The 24,475-nt window shown below is 73.4% G+C and carries 22 protein-coding genes; 9 read left to right on the forward strand and 13 right to left on the reverse strand.

Features of this window, described 5'->3' with window-relative positions; translation table 11 throughout:
- The first annotated feature begins 67 nt into the window (after positions 1-67).
- From E0H26_RS01135 to E0H26_RS01150, 4 genes are all read left to right on the forward strand, one after another.
- On the forward strand, positions 68-910 hold the full coding sequence (locus E0H26_RS01135; RefSeq protein WP_131299707.1) for a class I SAM-dependent methyltransferase: 843 nt from the start codon (positions 68-70) through the stop codon (positions 908-910).
- Between the two features lie 88 nt (positions 911-998).
- Positions 999-2,027, forward strand: coding sequence for a LacI family DNA-binding transcriptional regulator (locus tag E0H26_RS01140; RefSeq protein WP_131299712.1), 1,029 nt, complete (start codon positions 999-1,001; stop codon positions 2,025-2,027).
- Positions 2,028-2,121: 94 nt separating this feature from the next.
- Positions 2,122-4,827: a hypothetical protein gene (locus tag E0H26_RS01145; RefSeq protein ID WP_131299714.1), complete on the forward strand. Its 2,706-nt coding sequence runs from the start codon at positions 2,122-2,124 to the stop codon at positions 4,825-4,827.
- A gap of 83 nt (positions 4,828-4,910) precedes the next feature.
- Positions 4,911-5,915, forward strand: coding sequence for a phosphotransferase family protein (locus E0H26_RS01150; RefSeq protein WP_131299717.1), 1,005 nt, complete (start codon positions 4,911-4,913; stop codon positions 5,913-5,915).
- Positions 5,916-5,983: 68 nt separating this feature from the next.
- Here E0H26_RS01150 and E0H26_RS01155 read toward each other — a convergent pair whose 3' ends face one another.
- The 7 genes from E0H26_RS01155 to E0H26_RS01185 all read right to left on the reverse strand — a co-directional run bounded on the left by E0H26_RS01155 (position 5,984) and on the right by E0H26_RS01185 (position 14,017).
- Complete coding sequence (locus tag E0H26_RS01155) at positions 5,984-6,904, reverse strand: CU044_5270 family protein (RefSeq protein ID WP_131299720.1); 921 nt, start codon at positions 6,902-6,904, stop codon at positions 5,984-5,986.
- Positions 6,901-7,485: an RNA polymerase sigma factor gene (locus tag E0H26_RS01160; RefSeq protein WP_206024792.1), complete on the reverse strand. Its 585-nt coding sequence runs from the start codon at positions 7,483-7,485 to the stop codon at positions 6,901-6,903. The genes E0H26_RS01155 and E0H26_RS01160 overlap by 4 nt, the downstream gene beginning before the upstream one ends.
- An 84-nt stretch (positions 7,486-7,569) precedes the next feature.
- Complete coding sequence (locus E0H26_RS01165) at positions 7,570-9,369, reverse strand: IucA/IucC family protein (protein WP_131300477.1); 1,800 nt, start codon at positions 9,367-9,369, stop codon at positions 7,570-7,572.
- Positions 9,370-9,419: 50 nt separating this feature from the next.
- Complete coding sequence (locus tag E0H26_RS01170) at positions 9,420-9,998, reverse strand: GNAT family N-acetyltransferase (protein WP_131299723.1); 579 nt, start codon at positions 9,996-9,998, stop codon at positions 9,420-9,422.
- Entirely contained in the window at positions 9,995-11,275 is a 1,281-nt protein-coding gene (locus tag E0H26_RS01175) for a lysine N(6)-hydroxylase/L-ornithine N(5)-oxygenase family protein (protein ID WP_131299726.1), read from the reverse strand. The genes E0H26_RS01170 and E0H26_RS01175 overlap by 4 nt, the downstream gene beginning before the upstream one ends.
- Before the next feature lie 35 nt (positions 11,276-11,310).
- The gene (locus E0H26_RS01180) at positions 11,311-12,855 is read right to left on the reverse strand and encodes a pyridoxal phosphate-dependent decarboxylase family protein (protein WP_131299729.1); all 1,545 of its coding nucleotides are present in this window, start codon (positions 12,853-12,855) and stop codon (positions 11,311-11,313) included.
- A 136-nt stretch (positions 12,856-12,991) separates the two neighbouring features.
- Positions 12,992-14,017, reverse strand: coding sequence for an ABC transporter substrate-binding protein (locus E0H26_RS01185; protein ID WP_131299732.1), 1,026 nt, complete (start codon positions 14,015-14,017; stop codon positions 12,992-12,994).
- A 115-nt stretch (positions 14,018-14,132) separates the two neighbouring features.
- Between E0H26_RS01185 and E0H26_RS01190 the strand changes: the two genes are divergently transcribed.
- Genes E0H26_RS01190 through E0H26_RS01210 form a run of 5 tightly spaced genes read left to right on the forward strand, consistent with a single transcriptional unit; the run spans position 14,133 to position 19,656 of the window.
- Complete coding sequence (locus E0H26_RS01190; protein ID WP_131299735.1) at positions 14,133-15,185, forward strand: FecCD family ABC transporter permease; 1,053 nt, start codon at positions 14,133-14,135, stop codon at positions 15,183-15,185.
- Positions 15,182-16,204 carry a FecCD family ABC transporter permease gene (locus tag E0H26_RS01195; protein WP_131299738.1) on the forward strand — a complete coding sequence of 341 codons (1,023 nt, stop codon included), beginning with the start codon at positions 15,182-15,184 and terminating at the stop codon, positions 16,202-16,204. Before E0H26_RS01190 ends, E0H26_RS01195 begins: the two co-directional genes overlap by 4 nt.
- Before the next feature lie 32 nt (positions 16,205-16,236).
- On the forward strand, positions 16,237-17,046 hold the full coding sequence (locus tag E0H26_RS01200; RefSeq protein ID WP_131299742.1) for an ABC transporter ATP-binding protein: 810 nt from the start codon (positions 16,237-16,239) through the stop codon (positions 17,044-17,046).
- Positions 17,043-19,100: a penicillin acylase family protein gene (locus E0H26_RS01205; RefSeq protein ID WP_131299745.1), complete on the forward strand. Its 2,058-nt coding sequence runs from the start codon at positions 17,043-17,045 to the stop codon at positions 19,098-19,100. The genes E0H26_RS01200 and E0H26_RS01205 overlap by 4 nt, the downstream gene beginning before the upstream one ends.
- Positions 19,093-19,656, forward strand: coding sequence for a GNAT family N-acetyltransferase (locus tag E0H26_RS01210; RefSeq protein ID WP_131299748.1), 564 nt, complete (start codon positions 19,093-19,095; stop codon positions 19,654-19,656). Before E0H26_RS01205 ends, E0H26_RS01210 begins: the two co-directional genes overlap by 8 nt.
- A gap of 106 nt (positions 19,657-19,762) precedes the next feature.
- Here the strand turns inward: E0H26_RS01210 and E0H26_RS01215 are convergent, their stop codons facing one another.
- The 6 genes from E0H26_RS01215 to E0H26_RS01240 form a co-directional block, all read right to left on the reverse strand.
- Positions 19,763-20,470, reverse strand: coding sequence for a RibD family protein (locus E0H26_RS01215; RefSeq protein ID WP_131299751.1), 708 nt, complete (start codon positions 20,468-20,470; stop codon positions 19,763-19,765).
- Positions 20,467-21,096: a GTP cyclohydrolase II gene (locus E0H26_RS01220; protein ID WP_131299754.1), complete on the reverse strand. Its 630-nt coding sequence runs from the start codon at positions 21,094-21,096 to the stop codon at positions 20,467-20,469. Before E0H26_RS01220 ends, E0H26_RS01215 begins: the two co-directional genes overlap by 4 nt.
- Before the next feature lie 11 nt (positions 21,097-21,107).
- Positions 21,108-22,046, reverse strand: a complete 939-nt coding sequence (locus E0H26_RS01225) for a lysylphosphatidylglycerol synthase domain-containing protein (protein WP_131300479.1) — start codon at positions 22,044-22,046, stop codon at positions 21,108-21,110.
- Between the two features lie 86 nt (positions 22,047-22,132).
- Positions 22,133-23,005: a class I SAM-dependent methyltransferase gene (locus E0H26_RS01230; protein ID WP_131299757.1), complete on the reverse strand. Its 873-nt coding sequence runs from the start codon at positions 23,003-23,005 to the stop codon at positions 22,133-22,135.
- Positions 23,002-24,039, reverse strand: coding sequence for a glycosyltransferase family 4 protein (locus E0H26_RS01235; protein WP_165521725.1), 1,038 nt, complete (start codon positions 24,037-24,039; stop codon positions 23,002-23,004). The genes E0H26_RS01230 and E0H26_RS01235 overlap by 4 nt, the downstream gene beginning before the upstream one ends.
- 1 nt (position 24,040) lies before the next feature.
- Positions 24,041-24,472, reverse strand: coding sequence for a 6-pyruvoyl trahydropterin synthase family protein (locus E0H26_RS01240; RefSeq protein WP_131299760.1), 432 nt, complete (start codon positions 24,470-24,472; stop codon positions 24,041-24,043).
- Positions 24,473-24,475 lie beyond the last annotated feature (3 nt).

Here is a 24,475-nt window from a genome sequence, read left to right on the forward strand (position 1 = left end):
TTCCCCGCTGACCGGGCGCGCCGGAACCGGGTCGCGGCCGATCCGCGTGCGGCACGACAATCACCGGATGGAACAGCAGTCCGGCGGGATCGTCGCCTACTACACCGACCGGTACCGCGAAGATCTGCGGCTGCGTGGGCGGCCACAGGCCCGGCTGGAGCGGCAACGGACCCTGGAAATCCTGCGGGAGTCGCTGCCCGTGGCGCCGGCTCGGATCCTGGACGTCGGTGGCGGGACCGGCGAGTACGCCCGCGCCCTCGTCGCCCTGGGCTACCAGGTCCGGCTGCTCGATCTGGTGCCCGCGCACGTCGACCGGGCCCGGGCGGGGCGACCCGGCCTCGACGCGGAGGTCGCCGACGCCCGCGCGCTGCCGGAGGAGGACGACAGCTACGACGCGACGCTGCTGCTGGGCCCGCTCTACCACCTGCCGGACCACACCGACCGGTGCACCGCCCTGACCGAAGCTGTCCGCGTCACCCGTCCGGGCGGCCTGGTCCTCGCCGCCGCGATCTCCCGGTTCGCCGGGCCGCTCGACTTCGCGGCCACCGGGCGGCTCGACGACCGGATGCTCGAGGAGGCCCGGGTGCTGCTCACCGACGGCCGCAACGACCCGACGCTCGGCTTCACACATGCCTACTTCCATCGGGTCGAGGAACTCGTCGGCGAATGCCACGCGGCCGGCCTGGTGGACGTCACCGTCGAGGGCATCGAGGGGCCGGCGTGGATCGCCGCCGAGGCGGGGGCGCACGGACCGATGGCGGAGCAGCTGTTCACCGCCGCGCTGCTGCTGGCCCGCACCTACGGCAGCGAACCGGCGCTCGTCGCGGCCAGCGCCCACCTGCTCGCCCGGGCGACGGTGCCCGGCGGCCCGTCACGGACCGGGCCGACCCGTCCCGGCCTGCCGGTTTGAGCTGCGCGAACCATGCCACGGCTGGGCAGGCGCACTGCGGTACCGTGACGCTGATCGCGCGGCCGGCGCGACACGGGAGGGGGCGTGAGTGGCGACGCTGTCCGATGTGGCCCGGCGGGCGGGCGTCTCTCCCGCCACGGCTTCGCGAGTGATCAACGGCAGCAGCAAGCCGGTCACCGACGAGTTGCGTGAACGGGTGCTGCGCGCCGTCGCCGAGTTGCAGTACGTACCGAACGCCCACGCGCAACTGCTGGCCCGCTCGCACCGGGGTGCGGTCGGCGTCATCGTGCACGACGTCTCCGACCCGTACTTCGCCGAGATCACCCGGGGGCTGCAACGGGTCGCCACCGACCAGGGACGGCTGCTGATGATCTGCAACAGCTACCGCGACCCGGAACGCGAATTGGAGTACGTCGAACTGCTGCGCGGACAGCAGGTGGCCGCGATCATCCTGGCCGGCTCCGGCTACCACGCCCCCGAATTCACCCGCTTGCTCAACGGGAAGCTCACCGCGTACGAGGCCACCGGCGGGCGGGTGGCGGTGATCGGCCGGCACGAGCACTCCGGCGACGCGGTGATGCCGGACAACCGCGGCGGGGCCCGGCTGCTCGGGCAGGAGATCTGCCGGCTCGGCCACGAACGGGTCGCGGTGGTGGCCGGGCCCCGGGTGTTGACCACCACGACGGACCGGCTGACCGGGCTGCGTGAGGCGTTCACCGAGCACGGCCGGCAGCTGCCGGAGCACCTCGTCCGGTACGCCGAGTTCGATCGGGACAGCGGTGCCGAGGCCACCGCCGCCCTGCTCGACGCGGAACCCGGACTGACCGCGATCGCGGCGCTCAACGACTCGATGGCCATCGGCGCGCTGTCGCTGCTGCGCTCCCGCGGGCTGGCGGTGCCGGGCCAACTCAGCGTGTTCGGCTTCGACGACATGCCGATGGCCCGGGACGTCACCCCGGCACTGACCACCGTCCGGCTGCCGCTGGTCGAGATGGGTGCCCGGGCGATGGCACTGGCCCTGGACGCCGGCTCCCCCGCCCCCCGGGTGGAGTCACTCGCCGCCGAACTGGTCCGCCGGGACAGCTCCGGACCGGTGAAAGGAAGGGCACCTTATTAACGCCTCGTGCATAGCAAGGGTCCCTTATTAACTCGCGCGATTGACGAATCAATCCCGCGCCGCCGAGTTGCGCGTTTGAGATAGACATCAGCACATGCGTAGATTCCTGATGTCCGCTGTGCTCGCCGTGGCGCTGGTGACCGGGGCGGCCGGGGTGGCGTTGGCCGCTCCCCCCGCAGGCCCGGCACCGCGACCGGCAGCCCATGGCTGGTCGATGACCGGCGGAGAGCTGACCTGGCGTTCGGACGAACGGGTGCCGATGGGCGCTGCCGCCGTCGAGTTCTGGTCGGGCGACCGGCGACTCGGTCGGGTCCGCCCGCACCCGGACGGCCGGACCTTCAGCCTCCGGCTGGACGGGCCCGTCCGGCTGGACGAGTTGACGGTACGGGCCGGCGGCAGGCGGATCGACCAGCCCGCACCGCGTAGCCCGCGCCGTGCCCCGCCGGTCACCGCCACGCCCGGCCCACTGCCAGCCGGCACCGTCGACCCCGGAATCGCCGGTCCCTACCGGCACATCAGCGGGGAGTACGATCTGCCCGCCGTCAAGCTGCCCGACTTCCCGGAGAAGGTCGAGATGCGGGCGGTCGTGGTCGCGCCGCGGGGTGCCTCCGGTGCCCGGCCCCTCGCCCTGTTCCTGCACGGCCGGCACGGCAGTTGCTACCGCGCTGACGTGATCGTACCGCTGCAATGGCCCTGCCCGCCGGGGAGCGATCCGGTCCCGAGTCACCGTGGCTACCTCCAGGCCCAGCGGCTGCTCGCCTCGCAGGGCTACGTGACGGTGTCCATCGCGGCCAACGGGATCAACGCCCAGGACTGGGAGCCCGAGGACGGCGGCGCCCAGGCCCGCTCGGCACTCGTCCGGCGGCATCTGGGCAAGTGGGCCGACTGGGCTGGTGCCGGCCGGGCCGGCGCACCGGCGATCGTGCGTGCCGCGCCGCGCGCCGACCTGTCGCAGGTGTTCCTGATGGGGCACTCCCGTGGTGGCGAGGGCGTCAACCGCGCGGCGATGGACTCGCTCACCCCGCCGCTGGCCGCGAACGACGGCTATCCGGGCCGGGTCCGCTGGGCGATCCGCGGCATGATGTTGATCGGGCCGACCATCTACGGCCACAACCCGGTGCCGGACGTCCCGTCGGTGACAATCCTGCCCGGCTGTGACGGTGACGTCTACGATCTCCCAGGCCAGCTGTACGTGGACGGCACTCGGGGGGTCAGCCGCAGTCGGGCGCTACGCAGCGCGCTGTACGTGGTGGGCGCCAACCACAACTTCTTCAACACGGAGTGGACGCCCGGGCAGTCGGTGGCGCCGTCCGAGGACGATTTCCTCTGGTCCTCCGGTGGCGAGCACGACCCGGTCTGCTCCCCCGGCACCCCGACCCGGCTCACCCCGGCCCAACAGCAGAACCTCGGCGCGACCTACATCGCCGCTGCCGCGCGGCTCTTCGTCGGCGGTGACGACCGGATCCGGCCGCTTCTCGACGGCAGTGGCCGGCGGGCACCCTCGGCCGACCCGGCGCGGGTGTTCAGTCACGCCCTCGGCGGTAATCGCACGCCGTTGCTCGCCCCGGATCCGTCGACGGGGCTGTCCGGTGGGGCGCGGATCTGCGACCAGGTCAGCGACGACGCGCAGCGCTCCTGCCTCGACCCGGCGGACCACAACGCGCTGCTGGCCCATTTCGTACCGTTCTGGACCGTACCCGAGCCCGGCCGGTACGCGGCGGCGTTGAGCTGGTCGGCCGCGGGGCGGCCGATCCGGCTGAGCCCGGCCCGGCCGGTCACCGTTGCCGGTGCCCGCGACCTGGCGATGCGCGTCATCGTGCCACCGAACACGACCGGGACCCGGTTCGACGTTTCCGTCGTCGGCGTGGACGGCCGGCGCAGCCGGCTGGGTGAGGTGCGGATCGACGGCCTGCCCGGCACCGAGCACACGACCTCGTACTGGGCGCAGGAGGTGCGGGTGCCACTCAGGGGCGCACCCGCCCGGTTGGCCGCCATCGAACTCACTCCGCGCACCGTGACCGGCCGTGCCTGGCTGCTCGACGCGTGGGGTTGGCAGCCGGGCACGCCCGACCCGAGCGCACCACGCCTGCCTCGGATCGACGTCGACACCCTTGAGGTCCGCGAGGGCGACTCCGGCGCCAAGACGTACGAGATTCCGGTGACCGTGACGGGCGGCGGCGACGGTGTGGTGCGATTCTTCCTGTTCGACGAGGTGGCGTCCACACAACGGTCCTGGCTGGCCTCCGTGCGTCCCGGTCAGCGCACCGTCCGGGTGCCGGTCGAGGTCGTCGGTGACACGGTGTGGAACTACACCGAGCGGCACACGCTGCTCGCCAAGGCGGAGCGGGGTGTCGTGGTCGGCGGATACCACGGTGGGCTCGCGGTCGCCAACGACGACCCGGACCCGGGCGTCTCCATCGAGTCCAGCACCGTACGGGCCACCGAGGGTGCGACGCTGAGCTGGCGCTTCGTCACGTCCGCGCCGACCGAGGTGGGCATCTTCGCGTACTTCCTGCCGGTGGCTCCGGCCGACGGGGTGGAGTTGTCCACCACCGACGTCGACCCGGACTGGTACGCGCAGAACGCCTACGACCCGGTGGAGCCGTCCCGCCCGCTGTCGCAGACCTGGCTGCAGCCGTCCGTGTTCATTCCCCCGGACGCGGCCACCGGTGAGCTCACCATACCGACGGTCACCGATTCACTTGTCGAGCCGGACGAACTGGTCGAGCTGCATCCGTACGGCGTCGCGGGCGGTCCGGTGTTGCCCGAGGTACTGACCGGCGTGGTCACCGACGACTGACGACGGCGCGGCCCGGGGCCACCGGTGTGGCCCCGGGCCCGGCACGGGTCGGACCGCGGCTGCCGGCCGCATACCCTGGTCGGGTGCCGCCGCTCAGTCCCACCCAACGAGCCCTGTCCGCCGATGACGTGGTCGACTTCGTCCGGGCCTCGTTCGGCCCCGACCGCCGGCTGATCGACTGTGGACCGCTGACCGGTGGTGGCTTCGCCACCGTGTGGTGGGGCCACCTCGACGACGACCGCGCGGTCGTGCTCAAGGTGGCCCCGCCGCCCACGGCGCGGCTCCTGCGCTACGAGACCGGGCTGCTCGCCGCCGAGGCCCGCTACTTCCGGCGGGTCGCCGAGGGCGCACCGACGGTGCCGGTGCCGGAGGTGCTGCACCACGGCGTGCACCCGCGCCTCGGTGAATGGCTGTTCACCACCCGGCTGCCCGGCCGGGCCCTGCCCGAACTGGACACCGACGACGCGTCGGCCCGCGCCGACCTGGGCGCGGCGATGGCCGCCGTACACCGGATCACCGGCGACCGGTTCGGCTACGACGCGGGCCGGGCCGCCGGGTCGACCTGGCGGGTGGCGTTCACGGCGATCATCGACGACCTGCTCGCCGACGCCGCCGACTGGGACGTCTCGCTACCCGCCCCGCCGGAACGTTTCCGCGCCCTGGTCGCCCGGCACGGCGACCGGCTCGACCAGGTACGCCGACCGGCCCTGCTGCACTTCGACTGCTGGGACGGCAACGTGCTGGCCGCGCCCGACGACACCGGCACGTACCGGATGTGTGGGCTGGTCGACGGCGAGCGGTTCCTCTACGGCGATCCGCTGCTGGACCTGGTCTCCCCGCTGCTGTTCCGCCGTGCCGAGGACGAGCCGGACCATCCGTTCCTGCGCGGCTACGCCGACGCCACCGGCATGCCGCTGGTCTTCGACGACGGGGTACGCCGCCGGCTGGCGCTGTACCGGATGCACCTGCACCTGCTGATGACCGTGGAGATGCCCAGCCGGGGCAGCACCGTCGACAACGACCCCGGTCGGCACACCCTGCTGGCCGAGCTACTGGAGCGCGACCTCGCCGACCTCGCCGCGAACTGACCGGCGATTTCGCACACTGCCGGGCCGGGCCGGAGGCGGCGCCGGGCCGTCCGCTCGGCGGCCACCGGCTACGGGCGTTGTCCGCGCTCCGGCACCACGGCCCGTCGCAGCACGGCGGCCGTGGCCAGCACGGTACCGGCCGGCCCGTCGGCGGTGTCCGCCACGAGGTAGCTGCGTTCGCCGAGGTATTCGAAGGTCCGCTCATCGAAGATCCACTCGTCGCGCCGGCCCTGTTCGGTGCGCGCGACGGCGATCCCTCGGCGGCCGGCCGCGTCGGTGACCCCACGGACCACCTCGACCCCCGCGATCCTGGCCGCGGCCCGGTAGAGCGTGGCGCTGGTCGGTGGCGGCAGCAGCGACTCGCGCAGGAGGTCGCCGATCGCGGTGAACGCCGCGCCGTCGCGACTGCTGCCGCGACCGCGCTCGTCGCGCTCCCGGTGGAGCTTTGCCAGCAACTCGTCGGGATCACCGGGCAGATCGACGACCTCCGCGTTCGGTGGCATGTCCGGCAGCGTCGTCCGGTCCGGGATCACCCCGATCACCGGCAGTTCGAGGAAGGGCTGCCGGAGCAGCCCGTCACCCCGCTCGTACCGAGGAATCCAGATCTCCCGCTCGTACGCCGGTCCGAGCCGGGCCGGGCCGTCACCCAGTTCGGCGACGGCAACCCGACTCCTGATGTAGACGTACTCACCCTCGCCGGGTGGCGGCGTGTCGGCGGCCGCCACGGCCATCTGGTTCAGCAACAGCGGCGCGCCGACGTGTTCGCCCTGGTGGACCGGCACGATCAGCGGCGCGCTCCGCGGTGCCCACGGCTGGGCGATCACTCCGGCCGCGACCACCACGGCGAGCACGGCCGCCGCCGGTGCGAGCACCAGCATCCGCTGTGGCCGCCGGGCCGGCCGGGTGACCTCGTTCATCAGGTGCTGGCGCAGTGCCTGCCGGCGCGCCGTCGGGATGGCCGGCACCTGGGGAGCGGTGGGCTCGCTCATCGGTAGTCTCCCTGCTCGACGGGGACGATTCGGGTACCGGCCAGCTCCCGCTCCGCCAGCTCCCGCAGCCGGGTCCGGGCCCGTGACAGCCGTGAGCGCACGGTCCCGACGGGTACGCCCAGCGCGTCGGCGGCAGCCGCGTAGTCCAGTTGCGACCAGACGCACAGCAGGAACACCTCCCGGTCGGCTCGGCGCAGTGCCCGCAGCGCGGCGATGGCGGCGGCCACCTGGTCGGCGTCGTGCATCCGGCCGACCACCTCGTCGGCGAAGTCCGGAACGGTGTCGCGTACCGGCAGCCGGCGCAACGCCTCCCGGTGCCGTCGGGCCGCCCGCCGCCGGTTGCGCAGCACGTTGGTGGCGATGCCGAGCAGCCAGGGCCGCAGGCTGTCCCCGTCCGGGTGCAGGGAGGCACGGATCCGCCACGCCTCAAGGAAGGTCAGCGACACCACGTCCTCGGCGAGCGCCGGATCGCCCTCGCTCCACACCGCGTGCCGGTAGACCGCATCGGCATGCGTGTCGAAGAGTTCACCGAAGGCATCGGTGTCGCCGGCCCGGATCCGGAGCCGCAGCTGTGCTGTCACACCTGTACCTGTCCGCAGCCGTCGTGGGGTTCCACCATCGGCGGACAGTTTCTCCGGCGCTGACCCGGCCGGCGACCGGCGGCGTCAGGACGATGTGTGACGGGCGAGCGGATTGGCCAGCGCGCCGACGAGTTGCAGCGCGGCGGACGGATCGGCCAGGTCGACCATCTGCTGGTTGTCGCGCAGTTGCAGCCGGTTGAGGCAGGACAGTGCGAACTCGGGGGCGAACAGGTCGTAGCGGGCGAGCCGGTCGGCCAGGTCGGGCACCTGGTCGGCGTACTCGGTGGCGCAGTCGGCGACGGTACGCCAGAAGGTCTCCTCGTCCACCACGCCCTGGTCGGCGAGGATGGCGCCGAGGAAGCGGAAGAAGCAGTCGAAGACGTCGGTGAAGATGGAGAGCAGCTTCATGTCCTCCGGGATGTCGGCCCGGATCCGCTCGACGGCGGGCGGCAGGCTCGCCTCGGTGCTCATCACCACGATCTCCTCGGCGATGTCCTTGAAGATCACCCGCTGCACGGCGTTGTCGCGCAGCACCAGGATGACGTTCTCGCCGTGCGGCATGAAGGCCAGGTCGTAGGCGTAGAAGGCGTGCAGCAGCGGGGTCAGGTAGGCGGCCAGGTAGCGGCGTAGCCAGTGCACCGGCGTCAGCCCGGAGGCGGCGATCAGTTCGGCGGCGAAGGAACGACCGTCGGCGTCGAGGTGCAGCAGCGACGCCATGGTGGCCAGCCGTTCGCCGGGCGCCAGGCCGGGCACCGGGCTCTCCCGCCAGAGCGCGGCCAGCATCTTCCGGTACGGCGAGTAGCGGTCGGTGGCGGCCTCGTACTGCCGGTGCCGGTAGCCGACGGCGGCCCGCTCCCGGATGATGGTCAGGCCGGTGGCCTGGAACACCTCGTCACCGGCGATCAGGTCGGCCAGCCAGTCGTTGATGGCCGGGGTGGCCTCCATGTACGCGGCGGACAGTCCCCGCATGAAGCCCATGTTCAGCACCGACAGCGCGGTCTTGACGTAGTGCCGCCGCGGCGCGGTGACGTTGAAGAAGGTGCGGATGGACTGCTGGGCGAGGTAGTCGTCGGGCCCTTCGCCGAGGTGGACCAGCCGACGGCGGGCCACCTCGCCGGCGAAGGTGACGGACAGCTTGTTCCACCACTGCCAGGGGTGCACCGGGATGAGCAGGTAGTCGGCCAGGTCGAGGCCGAGCCCGGTCATCGTCTCGGCGAACCGGGCGAGCGTCGCCTCGTCCAGTTCGGCCCCGACCAGAGCGTCGTAGTCGAGGTCGGCGGCGCTGGTGAAGGTGGCGTGGTCGCGGTGGGCGGCCAGCCAGACCAGGCGTACCGGCCGGGCGGTCTCCGGGGCGTAGCGGTGGTACTCGTCGACGCCGAAGCCGAGCCGGCCGTTGTTGGCCACGAAGCAGGGGTGGCCCTCGGTCATCGAGGTCTCGATGGTCTGGAAGTCCGCCTCCACCAGCTTGGCCGCCGTCGGTAGCGGACGGTCCAGCTTGTAGGCGATGCCGGCCAGGGTGGAGCTGATCTCCTCCAGGTAGACCGGCAGGATCCGGTCGGTGAGGCCGAGCGCGTCGCGCAGGTCCAGGCAGAGGTCGACGGCGTCCAGCGGTTGCGGTTCGCCGTCGCGGTGCCGGGTGATGCTGTCCGGGTCGATGTCCCAGTGCTCCAGGGTGCGTACCCGGGCGGTGAACCGGTAGCGCACCGCGCCGGAGTCGCTGGTCACCGCGTACCACCCGGTGGGGTCGGTGCTCGGGCCGTCCGGTGCGGGGGTGATCAGCCGCTCGTGGGCGAACTCGGCGAGGGCCTTGCGGACCAGCAGCCGGTTGGCCCGCTCCCACGTCTGCGGGCGCAGGTGGGCGACCGGTGAGCAGGCGGCAGGCAGCGCGGCGGAGGCCCGCGGCCGGGGACGGTCGGATTGCCGGTCGGTGGTGGTCACAGCGATGCTCCTTCGCTACCGGTCGCGGCGAGGAACCGCGCACGGGTACAGATGCTCAGCAGGGCCTGCTTCTCCGGTTTGCTGATCGGGCCGATCACCTCGAAGCCGACGGCCGCGTTGAGGGCGTGCACGGCGGTGTTGCGTACGTCCGGCTCGACCACCACCCGGGCGGCGGCGGGGTCGGCGAACAGCCACGACATCACGGTGGTGAGCACGGCGCGGGTGAAGCCGTGCACCGGCGCCTGCGTCGGCGCGCAGAGGAAGTGCATGCCCACGTCGCCGGGCTGGGCGGGGTAGAGCCCGACCAACTCGACCTGGGACGGGTCGTACCGCTCGGCGAGGAAGGCGGGTTCGCCCCGCCACAACCCGAGGAAGGCGTCGTGGTGCGGGTGTGCGGCGATGCGCTGGTACTCCTCGGCGACCCGGGCCTCGTCGGCGTCCTGCATCAGCCAGAACGCCGCCTTGGGATGGGTCACCCACCGGTGCAGCAGCGGGGTATCGGCGGCCACGTCGAGCGTACGCAGGGCGAACTCGCCCAGTCGCGGGTCGTGGCGGGTGTGCACGAGCCGGGTCACGCGGGTACCCCGAACTCCTGGAAGGTGATCGACTTCTCGATCGGGTACGTCTCCCGGCCGAGCAGTTCCCGGATGATCCAGGCGTTGCGGTACGGGCCCATGCCGAGGTCGGGTGAGGTGATGCTGTGCGTGTGGGTGCCGCCGTTCTGGAGGAACACGCCGCGCCCGGTGTGGTCGACGCTGTAGTTGCGGGCCACGTCGAGGCGGCCGTGGTCGTCGAAGCGCAGCCGGTCGCGGATCGGGTCGCAGAAGGCGGGCAGTTGGTAGCGGTAGCCGGTGGCCAGCACCAGCCCCTCGGTGTCCAGGGTGTGGTCCCGCCCCTGCTCGACGTGGCGCAGCCGCAGGGTGTGCCGGCCGGTGGACCGGTCGTAGGCGACGCCGGTCAGCTCGGTGTTGGTCAGCAGGCGGGTGTTCACCGGGCCGTGCACGCTGGTGGCGTAGAGCAGGTCGAAGATGTCGTTGACCAGGTCGGCGGAGATGCCCTTGAACAACCCCTTCTGCTCGGCCTCCAGCCGGTAGCGGGTGGGCTCGGGCAGGGCGTGGAAGTAGTCCACGTAGTCCGGCGAGGTCATCTCCAGGGTGAGCTTGGTGTATTCCAGCGGGAAGAAGCGCGGCGAGCGGGTCACCCAGTTCAGCTGGTAGCCGTAGGTGTGGATGTCGGTGAGCAGGTCGTGGTAGATCTCGGCGGCGCTCTGCCCGCTGCCGACGATGGTGATGCTGCGCTTGCCGCGCAGCGCGTCACGGTGTTCGAGGTAGCGCGAGTTGTGCACCGCGTCGGAGTCCAGCCCCACGCAGGCGGCCGGCAGGTGCGGCGGGGTGCCGGTGCCGAGCACCAGGTGCCGGGCCCGGTGGCTGACGGTGCTGTCGCCCACGGTGGCGGTGACCACGTACCGCTCGTCGGTCGGGTCGTACTCGACGGCGGTGACCTGGTGGCCGAAGCGCAGGTTGGGCAGCTTGCCGGCGGCCCAACGGCAGTACGCGTCGTACTCGACGCGCAGCGGGAAGAAGCTCTCCCGGATGTAGAACGGGTAGAGCCGGCCGATCTCCTTGAGGTAGGCGAGGAAGGAGTACGGCGAGGTCGGGTCGGCGAGGGTGACCAGGTCGGCCAGGAACGGGGTCTGCAACCGGGACGACTCCAGCAGCATGCCGGGATGCCAGGACACGTCGTCGCGGGCCTCCAGGAACAGCCCGTCGAGTTCGGCGATCGGCGCGGTCAGGCAGGCCAGGCCCAGGTTGTACGGGCCGAGGCCGATCCCGATGAAGTCGTAGCTTTCCATCCGGCCCTCCAGGCTCGGGTGCGGCGTCGGCATGCTCAGCCGACCGGGCAGGTGAGAGCGGCGGGCACGGCGTGGGTGTGCGCGTACCGGCCGGCGTGCTCGGCGATCAGGTCGAGCACGTACGCCACGTCGGCGGCGGTGGTCGCGGGATTGAGCACGGTGAACTTGAGGTAGTGCCGGCCGTCGACCTTGGTGCCGGCGACCACGGCCAGGCCGGAGGCGGCCAGCTCCGCCCGGGCGTGCAGGTTCGCCGCGTCGGCGAGGTCCGCCGGGGTGCCGGCGGGCCGCCAGCGGAACACCACAGTGCTCAGTGCCGAGCGGGTGAGCACCTCGAACCGGGGGTCGGCGGCGAGCAGCTCCCATGCCTGCGCGGCCCGGTCGCAGACCTCGTCGAAGAGTTCGCCGACGGCGTCCGGGCCCATCACCCGCAGCGTCAGCCAGAGCTTGAGGGCGTCGAATCGGCGGGTGGTCTGCAGGCTCTTGTCGACCTGGTTGGGGATGCGTTCGGCGACCGACCGGGCCGGGTTGAGGTAGTCGGCGTGCCAGGTGGCGTGCCGCAGCGTACGCCGGTCGCGGACCAGCACGGCGCTGGAGCTGACCGGCTGGAAGAAGGACTTGTGGTAGTCGACGGTCACCGAGTCGGCCCGCTCGATGCCGGCGAGCAGGTGCCGGCGGGTCGGTGAGACCAGCAGCCCGCAGCCGTACGCGGCGTCGACGTGCAGCCACACGCCGGAGGTGGTGCACACCTCGGCGATCTCGTCGAGCGGGTCGATGGTGCCGAAGTCGGTGGTGCCGGCGGTGGCGACCACTGCCAGCACCGTCAGGCCGGCACGCCGACAGCGGCCGATCTCGTGCCGGACGGCACCGGCGCGCATCCGCCGGTCGGGTCCGGTCTGCACCACCACGACCGCGTCCGGGGCCAGGCCGAGCAGCTTGGCGGCCTTCTGCACGCTGAAGTGGCCGGCGGCCGAGGTGATGATCCGCAGCTGGGGCAGCAGGATGCGCCGGTCGGTCGGGGTCGCCCCGGCCAGGGCCTCCTCCCGGGCCAGCAGCAGGGCGTGCAGGTTGGACTGGGTGCCGCCGCTGGTGAACACCCCGTCGGCGGCCGGGCCGAGGCCGATCCGGCCGGCGGTCCAGTCGATCAGGCGCCGCTCGATCAGGGTGCCGCCGGCGCTCTGGTCCCAGGTGTCCAGGGAGGAGTTGACGGCGCTGAGGACCGCTTCACCGAGCAGCGCCGGGATGACCACCGGGCAGTTGAGGTGGGCCAGGTAGCGCGGGTGGTGGAAGTAGACCGCGTCGCGCAGGTACACCTCGTCCAGTTCGTCGAGGGCGGCGGTGGTGTCGCGCAGTGGCCGGTCCAGGTCGATCGCGTCGACCAGCGGGAGCAACTGGTCCGGGCGTACGCCGGTGCAGGGTCCGGTGGCCTCGGCGACCCGCCGGGCCACCCGGTCGGTGCCGGCGGCCACCGCCTGCCGGTACTCCTCGACTGTGCCGTCGTGGAACAGGTGGGCCTGGGCTGTCGTGGGCCCGCTCGTCGGCCGGGTCGGCGTTGCCTCGGTGGTCTGCACCGGCAGGGTCATGGACGTCCTCCACGCTCGGGGATCGGTTTTCGGGCAGCCGGAACCCGCCGCCCACACGTCGGGCGGCGGGTGCTGCGGGCTCGGAGGGTGGTGGGGTGGGCGGCCGGCGGGGTGGTGCGCGGGCCGCCCGGAGGCGTCAGGTGAGCTTCTTCGCGCCCTGGATCGCGGTGGCGAGGTTCTCCAGCAGGGGTGCCGCGCCGGCGTACGAGAAGCGGGGCACCGCGTCCCAGGGCGTGACCTGGCCGGCCTGCACGGCGGGCAGTTGCTTCCAGGTGGGCTTGGCGGCCAGGTCGGTCGGTTGCAGGGCGGTGCTGCGGTTGTCGAGCAGGATCAGGTCGGCCGGGAACTTGCTGGCGTTCTCCCAGCTGAGCGCCTCGAAGTAGTCGCCGGCTTCGAGTTTGGTGGGCACCACGATGTCGACGCCGAGTTCGGCGAAGTACATCAGGTCGGTGCTGACCTTGGGGTTGGAGACGTAGAACAGGTCGGGGCTGCCGGAGGCGGCCATCACCTTGATGCCCGGGTTGGCCTTGACCGCCTGGCGCACCGCCTCGGCGGCGGCCTCGAAGCGCGTCTTGGCGTCGGTGACCTTCGCCGCCGACAGGTCGGCGCCGAGCGACTCGGCGAGTTGGGCGTAACGCTCGATCGGCTTGGTCATCGGGACCCGGGCGGTGGTGATGGTCACCACCGGCGCCAGCGGCAGGATCTTGTCCTTGCTCTCGTCCGGCACGTACCAGTAGGCGCCGGGGTCGTACATGTGCGTGACCAGCAGTTCGGGGCGCAGCGCGGCGTACTTTTCGACGCTGAACTCGCCCCAGACGTTGCCGAGGATCTCCACGCTCTCCACGTCGAGGTCGCCGGCCTGCGCCTCGGCACTGCCGTCGGCCTTCTTCGTCTCGCCGAAAACACCAACCACTTCCCGGCTGAGTCCGAAATCGACCAGAGCGGCCGCCACCCCGGTGAAGGCCACCACCCGGGCCGGGCGGGCCGGCGCGGTGACCGTCTCGGGACGGTCGTCGGTGAACGACCAGGGGCCCGCTGCGCTATCCGGGCCGGGCGTGCGGGGGTTTTCCCGGCCGCAGCCGGCGAGCAGGGCGGCAAGGGCGCCGGCACCACCTGCGGCGAGCAGCCCGCGGCGGGAGAGACGGCGTACGGGGTCAGGCATCGTGTCGTCTTTCGATCAGGGTCAGGGGATGGCCGTGGACAGCCGGGGTTAGGTTAACCTAACCTAACCCCCTGTCAAGCCCCGCTCGGCGTTTCGCACCACACAGGAGCTCACACTGTCCGTCATCGCCTCGCCACGCCCCGAGACGCCGGCCCGGTCACTTCCGCCACCCCGACCGCGTCGGGTCGCGCTGCGTACCGCCGGTCTCGTCGCCGCCGCGCTGGCCCTGGTCGCGGTCGCGGTGCTCAGCATCGCCGTCGGCGCCAAGCCGATCCCCCTGTCCGAGGTGTGGCCGGCGCTCACCGACCGCGCTGCCGCCGACTACGCCGTGGTGCACGAGATGCGGCTGCCCCGGACCCTGCTCGGCCTGCTCGCCGGCACCGCGCTCGGCACGGCCGGCGCGGCGATGCAGGCGCTGACCCGCAACCCGCTCGCCGACCCCGGTCTGCTCGGCATCAACGCGGGCGCCGCCGCCGCGATCGCCACCGCCGCGCTGCTGTTCGGGGTGGGCGGCGGCACCGGCCAGGTCTGGTTCGCGCTCGGCGGCGCCGCCGCCGTCACCGTCGGCGTGTACGCCGTCGGTGGTGGGCGTACCGCCACCCCGGCCCGGTTGGCGTTGGCCGGCGCGGCGCTCAACGCGGCGCTCTACTCGTACGTCAGCGCGGTGATGCTGCTCGACGCAGCCGGCCTGCAACGGCTGCGGTTCTGGACCGTCGGCTCGCTGGCCAGCGCCGACGAGGCCACCGTGCGACGGGTGCTGCCGTTCATCGTGGTCGGGCTGCTGGCCGCGCTCGCCGCCGCCCGGCCGCTCAACGCGCTGGCCCTCGGTGACGACACCGCCCGGGCCCTGGGCGCCCGCCCCGCGCTGATCCGGGCCACGGTGATCGTCGCCATCACGCTGCTCTGCGGTGCCGCCACCGCCGCCTGCGGGCCGATCGTCTTCGTCGGGCTGCTGGTGCCGCACCTGGTGCGTACGCTCACCGGGCCGGACCTGCGCTGGCTGCTGCCGTACTGCGCACTGCTCGCCCCGGTGCTGCTGCTCGGCGCGGACGTGCTCGGTCGGGTCCTCGGCCGCCCCGGCGAGCTGCAGGTGGGCCTGGTCACCGCCGTGCTCGGCGGCCCGCTCTTCCTCTGGCTGGTGACCCGGACGAGGACGGCCCGCCCGTGATCGTGATCCGTACCCCGGGCGGGCTCTCCCTCCGGCTGCGTCCCCGCGCCCTCGCGGTGGGCGCCACCTGCACACTGCTCACGCTCGCCGTCGGCGTGCTGGCCGTCGGGCATGGCGACTATCCGATGTCACCGGCCGACGTGCTGCGCACCCTGACCGGTGGTGGCAGCGCCGCCGAGGAGTTCATCGTCACCCAACTGCGCCTGCCCCGGCTGGTCACCGCGCTGGCCGTCGGGGCCGCGCTCGGACTGGCCGGCGCGGTCTTCCAGGCCCTGGTACGCAACCCGCTGGGCAGCCCGGACGTGCTCGGCTTCACCCAGGGCGCGGCGACCGGCGCGCTCGTCGTGGTGGTCGTCGGCGGCAGCAGCACCGCCCTGGCCGGGTCCGCCGCGATCGGCGGCATCCTCACCGGCCTGCTGATCTACCTGGTCGCCTGGCGGCGCGGCGTGCACGGCTACCGGCTGGTGCTCGTCGGCATCGGCATGTCGGCCATCCTCACCGGCGTCAACGGTTACCTGCTGACCCGCGCGCCGCTGATGGAGGCGGCCCGGGCCATGCTCTGGCTCACCGGCAGCCTCGACGGTCGCGGCTGGTCCGACGCCGCGCCGCTGTTGGCCGCCCTCGCGGTCACGTGGCCGGTGCTGCTGGCCTGCGGCCCGGCGCTGCGGATGACCGAACTGGGCGACGACGCCGCCAGCGGGCTCGGCGTACCCGTGCCCCGGCTGCGGATGTTGTTGCTCGCCGCGGCGGTGCTGCTGGTCTCCCTGTCCGCCGCTGCCGCCGGCCCGGTGTCGTTCGTCGCACTCACCGCCCCGCACCTGGCCCGGCGGCTGACCCGGGCACCGGGGACCAACCTGCTGCCCGCCGCGATCATCGGCGCGCTGATCATCGTCGTCGCCGACCAGGTGGCGTTGCGGGCCTTCCCCAGCCAACTTCCGGTCGGCGTGGTGACCGGCGTGCTCGGCGGCGGCTACCTGGTCTGGCTGCTGGCCACCGAACGCCGGGCGGGCCGGCTGTGACCTCCCCCAACGACGAGAACGGAGCAACCAGGATGCCGACCTCCCGGCTGGGTGGCAGCGGACTACGGCTCGCCTACGAGCGGCGGATCGTCGCCGACGACCTGACCGTCGCGGTGCCCGACCGGTCCTTCACGGTCATCATCGGTCCGAACGCGTGCGGCAAGTCCACCCTGCTGCGGGCACTGTCCCGGCTGCTGAAGCCGGCCGCCGGGGCGGTGCTGCTCGACGGCGAGGACATCCAGCGACGGCCGGCCCGGGCGGTGGCCCGCACCCTCGGGCTGCTGCCCCAGTCACCGACCGCCCCCGACGGCATCGGCGTGGCGGAACTGGTCTCCCGGGGCCGCTACCCGCACCAGGGTCTGCTGCGCCAGTGGTCCCGCGACGACGAACGGATCGTGGCCGAGGCGATGGCCGCGACCGGCGTCGCCGACCTGGCCGACCGGCTGGTCGACGAACTCTCCGGCGGCCAGCGGCAACGGGTCTGGTTGGCCATGGCGCTGGCCCAGCAGACCCCGCTGCTCCTGCTCGACGAGCCGACCACCTACCTGGACATCGCCCACCAGATCGAGGTGCTCGACCTCTGCGCCCGGCTGCACGAGGAGCAGGGCCGCACCCTGGTCGCGGTGCTGCACGACCTCAACCACGCGGCCCGGTACGCCGATCACCTGATCGCGATGCGCGACGGGCGGGTGGTCGCCGCCGGCGAACCGGGCCGGATCGTCACCGCCGAACTGGTCGAGGAGGTCTTCGGGCTGCCGTGCCGGGTCATCGACGACCCGGAGACCGGTACCCCGTTGGTGATCCCGGCCGCCCGGTCGCGCACCGGTACGGTGACGCCGTGAACGAGCGTCAGCGCCACGCCCGGCGGTACCGCGACGCGTACGGGATCCCACACCTACGGGCCGCCGACCACGATGCGCTGGCCTTCGCCCAGGGACACGTCACCGCGCTCGACCGGGCCTGGCAGATCGAGGTGGAACGACACCGGTCCCAGGGCACCAGCGCGGCCTTCCTCGGCCCGGAAGCGCTCGACTGGGACCGCTTCGCCCGCCGGGTCCGGCTGGACGACACCGCCCGGCGCTGCCACGCCGCTCTCGACCCGGCGACCGCGCGGTGGGTGGGTCGCTACGTCGACGGGGTCAACGCCGGGCTGGCCGCCGGTGCGGCCCGAGCACCCGAGTTCGCCGCCACCGGCCTGGCCCCCGGACGCTGGCAGCCGTGGACGCCGCTGGCGCTCTGGCTGACCCATCACGTGCTCTTCGCCGGTTTCCCCGGCAAGCTCTGGCGCGAGCACGTGATCCGCCGGCTCGGCCCGGACGCGGCCGGGCTGTTCGCCGTCGACGGTCACGTCACCTCGGGCAGCAACGGCTGGCTGCTCGCCGCCGAGCGCACCGCCAGCGGCGCGGCGCTGATCGCCGGCGACCCGCACCGGTTCATCGAGGCCCCCGGCATCTACCAGCAGATCCGGCTGGCCTGCCCGGAGTACGACGTGCTCGGCTTCGCCGTGCCCGGCGTACCGGGCATCGCGCACTTCGGCCACGCCGGCACCGTCGCCTGGGCCATCACCAACGCGATGGCCGACTACCAGGACGTGTACGCCGAACGCCTGCGCCGCCGGGGTGAGCTGGTCGAGGCGTACGGGCCGCACGGGTGGCGGCCGGCGCACCGGCAGGTCGAGACGATCGAGGTGGCCGGCGGCGAACCGGTCGAGGTCGAGGTGATCGAGACCGAGCGGGGACCGGTGATCTCCGGCGGACCCGACGAGCACCCCGACCTGACGGTCAGCCTGCGGCACCCACCCCGGGTCGGCGGCGATCTCGGCTTCGCCGTACTGCCCGCGCTACTGCGCGCCCGTACCGTCGGCGACCTGGACACCGCGCTCGACGGCTGGGTGGAACCGGTCAACGTGGTGCTCGCCGCCGACACCGCCGGTGGGCTGCTGCACCGGGTCGCCGGCCGGGTGCCCGACCGCCATCCCGACAACGGGCTGCGGGTGGTGCCCGGCTGGGACGCGGCGTACGCCTGGCGGGGCTGGCAGCCGATGCCGAAGACGCCGGTCGACCAGGTGGCGGTGATGGCCAACGAGCGGGGCATCTCCGCCGGGCTCGGGGTGGAGTTCGCGCCGCCGTACCGGGCCGACCGGATCCGCGAACTGCTGACCGCCCGCACCGGCTGGCGGCCGGAGCAGTTGGCGGCCGTACACACCGACACCTACCTGGCGGCGGCCGGCCCGCTGCTGGACCGCCTCGCCGACCTGGACGGGCTCACCGCCGAGGGGCGTGCGCTGCGCGAGCGGCTGCTGCGCTGGGATCGTCGGATGGCCGCCGACAGCGTCGACGCGGCCAGCTTCGCCGACCTGCGGGCGGCCGTGGTCCGCCGGCTCGCCGCCCACCCGGCGCTGGCCGGGCTGACCGAACCACCGGCCCACCCGGAGGTGTTCCGGCCCTGGCTGGCCCTGCTGCCCCGGGTCGGGTACGCGGTGCCGTCGCTGCTGCGCGCCGACCTGCCCGGCCTGAACGCGGACGCGCTGGTGCGGGCAGCGGCCGAGGAGGTGGCCGCGGCGGGCGACGGCCGCCGGTGGGGCCGGCGCCACCGGCTCGCGCCGTGGCAGGCGCTACCCGACCCGACCGCGCCGCCGGGACCGGAGTTGGCCGGCGACCACGACTGCGTACTGGCCACCTCCAGCGTTCCCGGGGTCACCGACCTGTGCTCGCGCGGCCCAGCCGCCCGCTACGTGTGGGACCTGGCCCGGCGCGAGGACAGCCGCTGGGTGGTGCCGCTGGGTGCCACCGGCGCCGGGCCGCACCGCGACGACCAGCTTCCGCGGTGGGTACGCGGCGAGTTGATCGAGGTGACCTGCGACTGGGACCGGCTGACCGAGGAGCACGATGACTGACCAGCACCACTACCAGCGAAAGGTCCCCGGGTTCGGCGTGGTCACCTTCCGGCCGGTCGACCCGGACGCCGACGCCGACGTGATCCACGACTGGGTCAGCCAGGAGCGGGCCCGGTTCTGGGGGATGCGCGACGCCGACCGCGACCGGGTCGCCGAGGTCTACCGGTACGTCGACTCGCTGCCCACCCACCACGCGTACCTGACGCTGCGCGACGGGCGGCCGGTGGCGCTGTTCCAGACCTACGAACCGGAGCACGACCCGGTCGGCGAGTGTTACCCGGTACGCCCCGGCGACCATGGCGGCCACCTGTTGATCGGTACGCCGACCCGCCCCGAGCCGGGCTTCACCGGCACCCTGCTGGCCGAGTTCGTCACGTTCGTCTTCACCGACCCCCGCCGGCTGCGCTTGGTGATGGAGCCGGACGCCCGCAACGACAAGGCGATCGCCCGGCTGCGGCGGGCCGGCTTCACCGAGGGCCCGCTGATCGACCTGCCCCACAAACAGGCCCGCCTGATGTTCCTCGACCGCACCCCCGCGCTCCGGCGGGACACGTAAGCCGACTGCCGCCGTTGTGGCGGAATGGCGGTATCCGGGCCACCAGAAGCCCACCATTCCGCCGGAACCGAGTTGATCAACGGCCACCGGCGTGGCCCGCCCGTGCTCAGGCCGGTTCGCAGCGCTCCGACAGGGCGTACCGGGTGAGCACCACGTCGCCGATCTGGCGGGCCTCGACCACCTGGGCCCGCCGGGCCGAGTGCCACGGGAAGTGGCCGTCGCCGACGAAGCGGGGTGCCCGCCGATCCCCCACGAAGAAGGGGGCGACCACGAGGTGCAGTTCGTCGGCCAGTCCCGCGGTGAGGAACTGGCCGTGGACCAGCGCGCCACCCTCCACCAGCAACCGGCGCACCCCCCGGTCGGCCAGGTCGGCCAGGGCGCGCGACAGGTCGACCGGGTCACCGGCGTCGACCACGGTGGCCCGCTCGCCGAGCCGGTGCCGGGTCTTCTCCACCGCCTCGCTGGCGCAGTAGACGATCCGCTCGGTGTCACCCACGGTGAAGAACCGGGCATCCGGGTCCAGGTCACCGCAGCCCGTCACGGTCACCCTGGTCGGGGATTCCGGCAGGCCACGGGCGACCCGGTCGGCCCGGCGACGGTCGCAGCGGACCAGCAGCCGGGGATCGTCACGGCGGACCGTGCCGGCACCCACCAGGATCGCGTCGCAGTCGGCGCGGACCGCGTCGACCCGGTCGAGGTCGGCGTCGTTGGACAGCAGCAGCCGCTCGTCGGTGGCGTCGTCGATGTAGCCGTCGATCGAGGTGGCGCAGCTGAGCAGCACGTACGGCCGGCGCGCCGGGGACTGGCCGGTCACCGGACGACGGGTAGGTCGGCGGCACGGGCGGCGCGGCTGGCCTTCGCCGCGAGGTAGTCGGCGTTCGCCGGGGAGAGGAACACGCCGGTGGGCACCTGCTCGGTCACCGTGACACCGAGCCGGCTCAACTGGTCGGTCTTCTCCGGGTTGTTGGTCAGCACCGCGATCGGCCCGACGCCGAGCGCGGCGAGCATCTGCGCGGCCACCGTGTAGTCACGCTCGTCCTCGTCGTGGCCGAGGGCGACGTTGGCCTCGTAGGTGTCCAGTCCGGCGTCCTGGAGGGCGTACGCGTCGAGCTTGGCGTACAGGCCGATGCCGCGACCCTCCTGCCGCAGGTAGAGCAGGTAGCCGCCGACCTCGGCGATGCGCTGCACCGCCTCGCGCAACTGCGGCCCGCAGTCGCAGCGCTGGCTGCCGAACACGTCACCGGTCAGGCATTCGCTGTGCGGGCGGACCAGCGGCACCGCCCCGGCGGTGTTCGCGCCGAGCGCGAAGGCCAGGTGCTCCCGGCCGTCGACCAGCCCGTCGAAGGTGTGCAGCCGGGCGGTGGTGCGGTAGCCGTCGGAGAACCGCAGCGGCACGGTCACCTGCGTCCGGACAGTGGCGACAGGCAGTGATTCGGACATGGCTCTCCTCGTCAGACGGTGGCAGGTACACGGACACGTCGGGCCAGCAGCACGGCGGCTCCGGGCAGGCTCGCGACGAGCACCAGGGCGCCGTACACCGTCGCGGTGGCCACCCCCTCGGCGGCGGTCAGACCGGCGGCGGCGAACGCCCACGCGGCCACCCCCTCGCGGGGGCCGAAGCCGGCGACGTTGGCCGGCACCCCCATCGCGAGCAGGGCCAGCAGGGTCAGCGGCAGCAGCAGGGTCAGTGGAGCGGTGGAGCCGGCCGTGCGGGCGGCCAGCAGGAACGTGGCGAGATGCCCGGCGACGGCCAGCGCGGAGGCGAGCAGCACCCCCGCCCAGGTGCGCCGGCCCAGCAGCCCGGCGCGCACGTCGGACACGGCGGTGACCATCGCGCGGGTGAACCGGGAGGCGCCCGAGTCCGGCAGCAGCCGGGCGGCCAGCACCACGCCGACCAGCGCGGCCACCGCGATGGCGGTCGCCACCGGCAGGTACGGCCGCACCGGCGACGGGAAGGCGAACAGCAGCACCACCGCGACGGCGACCAGCACGAGCTGGCCGGCGACGCGTTCCCACACCACGGCCCGGATGCCCCGACTGACATCGCCGACATCGCGGCCGTGGCGCACCGCGCGGTGCACGTCGCCGAGGATCCCGCCGGGCAGGGTGGCGTTGAGGAACACCGCCCGGTAGCAGTGCGCCACCGCCGCACGCAGCGGCAGCCCGACCCCGAGCCCCTCGGCGACCAGGCTCCACCGCCAGGCGACGCAGACCGTGGTGAGCACGCCGATGGCCAACGCGGCGGCCAGCGCGGGCGCGTCGATCAGACGCAACCCCGCCAGGAACGGCCCGGTTCCCAGCCAGCACAGCAGCCCCACCAGTACGGCGAGCCCGAGCGCCGGCCGCAGCCAGCCCCAGAAGGACCGGCCCGCCGGGGCGGCCGTGGACAGGGCGCCACCAGCTTCATCCCCCACGCAAGCCTCCCCGGCATGGTGATCTTTTCTGACTGTACGCACGTAACCGGCGGGCCGCCGGTTCAATGCGGCACAGCCAGCAGGTCGGTGTGGTCGACCAGTACCCGGAGTCGGCCCGCCTTAGCCTCCGCCAGCCGACGCTGGGCGTACTCGCGGGTGAGGTCGGTCAGCTCCGGGCGTTGCTCGCAGGCGGCGTCCAGCCAGCCGGTGAGCCACTGCGCCGTCAGGTCGGCCTGCTCCGGCCCGAGCCGCCACGGGCTGGGCCGGGTCCGCACGGTCATCGCGTGCCGGGCGAACGCGGTGGCGCAGGCGTCGACCGCGTCCGGGCCGAGCAGTCGCCGGCCGCCGGCGGTGCGGCGCTGGTGGGCGTTGAACGCGTCAGCGATCTCGCCGTCGAGGGGGTCGGCCGGGGTGAGCCGCACCGTGCCGGTCACCGAGATCAGGAACAGCGCCGGGCAGCCGGCCTCGGCGCAGACCGCGACCAGGTGGTCGATCTCGGCGGCGGTCAGCATGTCGAGCAGGGCCGAGGCGGTGACCAGGGCCGCGCCGGCCAGGTCGGCGGCGCGCAGCCGGGTCAGGTCGCCCTGGCGGGTGTGCACGGTCACCGGTGCGCCGTCGGCGGCGGCGGTGGGCATGTCGGCGCGGGCCCGGGCCAGCAGATCCGGGTCCTGGTCGTAGAGGATCCAGTGCTGCGGGCCGGGTAGCAGCGGGGCCAGCCAGCGCCCCAACGATCCGGTGCCGGCCCCCAGGTCGTGCAGCACGTACGGTCCGTCGCCGGTCAGCGTCGCGCGGACCGCCTCGACCAGGTCCACGGCACGGGCCGCCACGTCGGCGGGCTCGCGCAGGGCGAGCCACTGCGCGAAGTCCGGTGGCAGCTCGACGGGCGCTCCCTCGGCCACCTGGTGTTCGATCTCTACCACCTGGTGCTCGGTCATGACGCCATCGCCTCCCTGAGGGCCGTGGTGATCCGCGTGGTGGTGCTCGTCCAGTCGTCGAGGGTGGCCCGCCGCTGGTGGGCGGCCCGACGCAGCCGCTGCCGCAGGGGCGCGTCGTCCAGCCAGTGGCGCAGCGCGTCGGCCAGGGCGCCCGGGTCCTCGGGCGGCACCAGCATTCCCGGACGCTGTCCCGGGGCCGCGTGCCCGAGGGCGTCGGGCAGGCCGCCGACCGCCGTGGCGAGCACCGGGAGGCCGCGCGCCAGCGCCTCGGTGACCACCATCCCGTACGTCTCCCCACGCGACGGGTGCACCAGCAGGTCGGCGGCGACGAACTCGGCGGCCAGCCGGTCACCGACCAGCGGGCCGGCCAGCCGGATCCGGTCGCCGAGCCGGTTCGCGGTGATCCGCTCGCGCAGCCGGTCGACGAATTCCGGTTCGCGGTGCAGCGGGCCGACGCAGGTCAACGTCCAGCGCCGGTCGGCCACCGCCGCCAGCGCCTCCACCAGCACGTCGTGCCCCTTGTGCGCGGCGACTGCGGCGACGCAGAGCAGCGCCGTGCCGCCCGGTGAACCGGGCACGGCGAGTGCCGGGTCCACCCCGGGGGCGGCGACGTGCACCCGGGACGGCGGCAGCGCGTACCGGCGCAGCAGCTCGTCGCGGGTCCAGGTGCTGGTGGCGACGATGGTGGTGGCGCTGGCCAGCGCCCGCGCCTCGGTGTCGTCGGCGAGGGGCAGGTGCACCAGCGGGACCAGGCGCAGCCGTCGGGCGTGCGCCGCCAGGGCGTCCGGTACCACCGAGGCGATCAAGCCGTCGACCAGCACCAGCGCGCCGTCGGGCAGCCCGGTGAGGACCTCGGCGAGCCGGGCGCGCTCGGCCGGGGACGGCTCCGGCCAGGCGCCGGGTACGGCGTGTTCGCGTACCGCCCAGCCGGCGGCGGTGAGCCCGGTGCAGATGCGCCGGTCGTAGCCGTTGCCGCCGCTGGGCGCTGCCGGGTCGTCGATGTCCCCGGGCAGGACCACGTGCACGGTGGGCACGTCAGCCGGTGCCCTCGCCGGCACCGTTCGCGCCCGGCAGTGACCGTTCGTAGCTGGCCCAGGCGACGTGTGACTCGTGCAGGGTGACGGTGATGCCGGTCAGTCCGTGGGCGCCGGCGCCGAGATGACCGGCGTGCACCCGGTCGGCGAGCCGGTCGGCGATGGTCCGGGCCAGCACCTCGGTGGTGGTGTTGGTGCCGGCGAAGGCGGGTTCGTCGTCCAGGTTGCGGTAGTTCAGCTCGCCGAGCACGGCCTTGAGCTGGTCGGTGGCGAGCCCGATGTCGACCACGATGCCGTCGGCGTCGAGGTCGGGACGACGGAAGCTGGCGTCGACCACGAACGTCGCGCCGTGCAGCCGCTGGGCGGGGCCGAAGACGTCGCCACGGAAGCTGTGGGCGATCATGATGTGGTCACGGACGGTCACACTGAACACGGA

Origin of the sequence: Micromonospora zingiberis, from assembly GCF_004331455.1 — a bacterium.
Classification (GTDB): Bacteria; Actinomycetota; Actinomycetes; order Mycobacteriales; family Micromonosporaceae; genus Micromonospora; species Micromonospora zingiberis.